At 44.6% G+C, this 2,706-nt stretch carries 1 protein-coding gene and 1 pseudogene; one reads left to right on the top strand and one right to left on the bottom strand.

All coding sequences use genetic code 11. From position 1 onward, the window contains the following. A pseudogene (locus Q0541_RS15545) lies at positions 1 to 981 on the top strand (serine/threonine protein kinase); the annotation flags it as partial. A 44-nt stretch (positions 982 to 1,025) separates the two neighbouring features. Here Q0541_RS15545 and Q0541_RS15550 read toward each other — a convergent pair. After that, positions 1,026 to 1,895, bottom strand: coding sequence for a TauD/TfdA family dioxygenase (locus Q0541_RS15550; protein WP_298911594.1), 870 nt, complete (start codon positions 1,893 to 1,895; stop codon positions 1,026 to 1,028). Positions 1,896 to 2,706 lie beyond the last annotated feature (811 nt).

Raw genomic sequence — 2,706 nt, forward strand, 5'->3', positions numbered from 1 at the left:
GTCAAACCTACTCCTACAGCCAGCCCAATTCCAACCAGCGATCAGCCAACTGATCCCTTAGCGCAATATTCACCAGCAGAACGGCAGCGTAAAGAAAGATTAAGCGATCGCCGTCAACAGTTGGGTATAAATGAGAAGTTTTACATTAACTTGGTTAATGAGGTTTTTTGGGACAGAAATCCCAGTTTACGGGGACGCACTCTCAGCGATGGCCCTGAAGATGAGGGTTTGCGGGCAGAATGGGATAAAACAGGCTCAGAATTGCTGGAAAAGCTAGTGCCATTAAGTGCCAATACACGCCGACAACTGGGAACTTACACAACTGCTGAACGCGATCGCTGGAAAGTAGAAGTTAACAAAATCAACGTTGGTAGTCGTTCTTTGTATGATTTGGGAGATGCTGCTTTCTTAAATATATTCCCTGAGCAGCGTGGTAAAAATTTCCGAGTTCAGCCGATTGGACAAATTTGGTACGGTTTTGTTAGCGATAAACTCAGTGCGATCCTCGGCGGTAGCGCTTTTGAGAAACTTGTCTTTGAACCGGGCGCTATCAGCAAAACAGTCAACGGTACTCTCCAACCTGGCGATGGTAAAGTATTCATTGCTGGACTTGCTAAAGAGCAATCTCTGGATTTGAAGCTACAAGCAAATTCCCAAGTTTTGTTATCAGTCTATTCACCCTCTGGCAAAATCCAATTTTTAGAAGATTCTACCCAGCGCAGTTTATCAACTAAATTACCAGAAAAAGGATTTTACGAGTTTGTCGTGGTTTCTACAGCATCGAAACCAGTAGATTATCAACTCAGCATTAAATCATAAAATCCAACCCGTCCCCCATCTCCTACACCAACGCCGACGGAAACACCCACGCCAACTCCCACGTCCACGCCAATTCCTACACCTATACCTACATCAACTCCTACAGAAACCGCCACTCCTACACCGATACCGACACCGACGCAGGAGACAACGCCTCAGTAGAGAGTTATCCTCTGCGTCTGGAGCATCTCTACGTGAGATAAAAATTATGTCTGATCCACTACACCTAAACGCAACGCAATTCGCTTGTAATTCGTTGCTTCATAGGGTGTACCTCTGTGCATTACTTGTGAGTTGTCCCAAAAAATTATATCTCCTGGCTGCCAAACATGGGAGTAGACTGGTGTGCAGTCTAGAACAGTCCCAAACAAATCCTGCCAGAAACGTTTTGCTTGCTCTGGTCTATCTTCCATACCAACTGCGATCGCAGTGTCCGAACCTAGATATAATCCCTTTTTACCAGTGACTTTGTGAGTAGACACAATGGGATGTACTTTCCTCGGTATATCAGTCTCTACATTGGTACTTTTAGAAAACATTGGTGGTGAGTGATACATCGACATCTGCTCTAACTGCTGCTGATGTTGATGATCTAGGTTATTATAAGCCTCTATCATGTCGAGGAACTCTGTGGTGTGAGGCTGCCTATTTACACCTTCGGCAGGCACTTCCACACCATAAAGCATGACAACATATAGTGCATTCATATCCAGTCCCTCTGTGCAGGGGACGCCATCTTTATGATGATGCCATTCCCAAGCCGCCTTCCCTACTGCTGGTTGAGCAAGCCCCTTGGGATTACCCAAAATACTCACAAATTGGCTTTGGAGGTCTGGACTGATATCAGGATCTAATGTTTTGGTTTTAGAATAGCCAAACATTAAGTCACCAAAGGTCTTTCTGGCAAATTCTTCCAACTGCTTTGCGGTGAGGTGTTGCTGTCTAACTACCACAACGCCGTGTTTCCAAAGTGATTCCTTTAATTCACGCGACTCTAGATTTGTGAGGTTGCTAAGATTGCAACCCCGCAGGACTTCAATTCCGAGTCTTGGTTGGTGTTTAATTATTGGAGTCATTGCTATGCAACTATTTCTGGAGCAAACTATCTAGTCAATTAGTTAGGAAATTTGTGTAGTAGTATTTTACCTCAGAAAGTTGGCAAGTAAAAAAATGTTTAAGGACACGTAGACACGTACTCCTACGGAGAAGCAAGCTACGCAAAGCGTCTTGTAGAGTTGTGGCTTCCTGTACCCCTATGGGGAAGCAAGCTACGCGTAGCGTCTCCCCTTCTGACATTGAGTTAAAGGCAAATTGCCAGAGGCTAGCGCCTGCGGTAGGATGCCTGTTCGCCGGCGTCCCGTTAGGAGAAGGGCTGTAGGGAGAAGAGAAGGCTTTACGCTGCGTTATCTGTTGTAGCAACTGGCGTTGTATTAGACGAAAGTACGGCAACGTCCGAAGGCTTTGGTGCGTTACGGACTCCGTTCTAACGCAACGCCAGTCCGCTCAAGTCGGGAAACCCGCCCACGCGGCTGGCTCCCCTACATATAGTTAAATTTTTTCACACAATCAAATCGGATTGCTATAGTTTCAGGGCAATTGCTCTTTATGTATTTTTCGGAAATAGTAGTGGCGTAATTGTGAAATATAGTTTTCTAAATCTGGTAATTAAGTTTACGGAAACTGGAAATGACAACCTCAGTGCTTTAACTTATTGTATTGATTAAGCGAAGGGTTGAGACACCAAACAAAGGCACTCAACTAAATAGCTGAAAATCAATTCTACTCAAAATTAAAGGTTGGTAATTATGTCTCACAATTTGTTTATCGATGTAACCGAAGAGCAACAAGAAATCGTAGCTGGTGGTGCAGCAGTTTTCGAGGACACCT

Origin of the sequence: uncultured Nostoc sp., assembly GCF_937863485.1 — a bacterium.
GTDB lineage: Bacteria > Cyanobacteriota > Cyanobacteriia > Cyanobacteriales > Nostocaceae > Nostoc.

Bases quoted from the DNA above. Each gene is read 5' to 3' on its own strand.
- Q0541_RS15550 (WP_298911594.1), bottom strand. From the start codon at position 1,895: ATGACTCCAATAATTAAACACCAACCAAGACTCGGAATTGAAGTCCTG.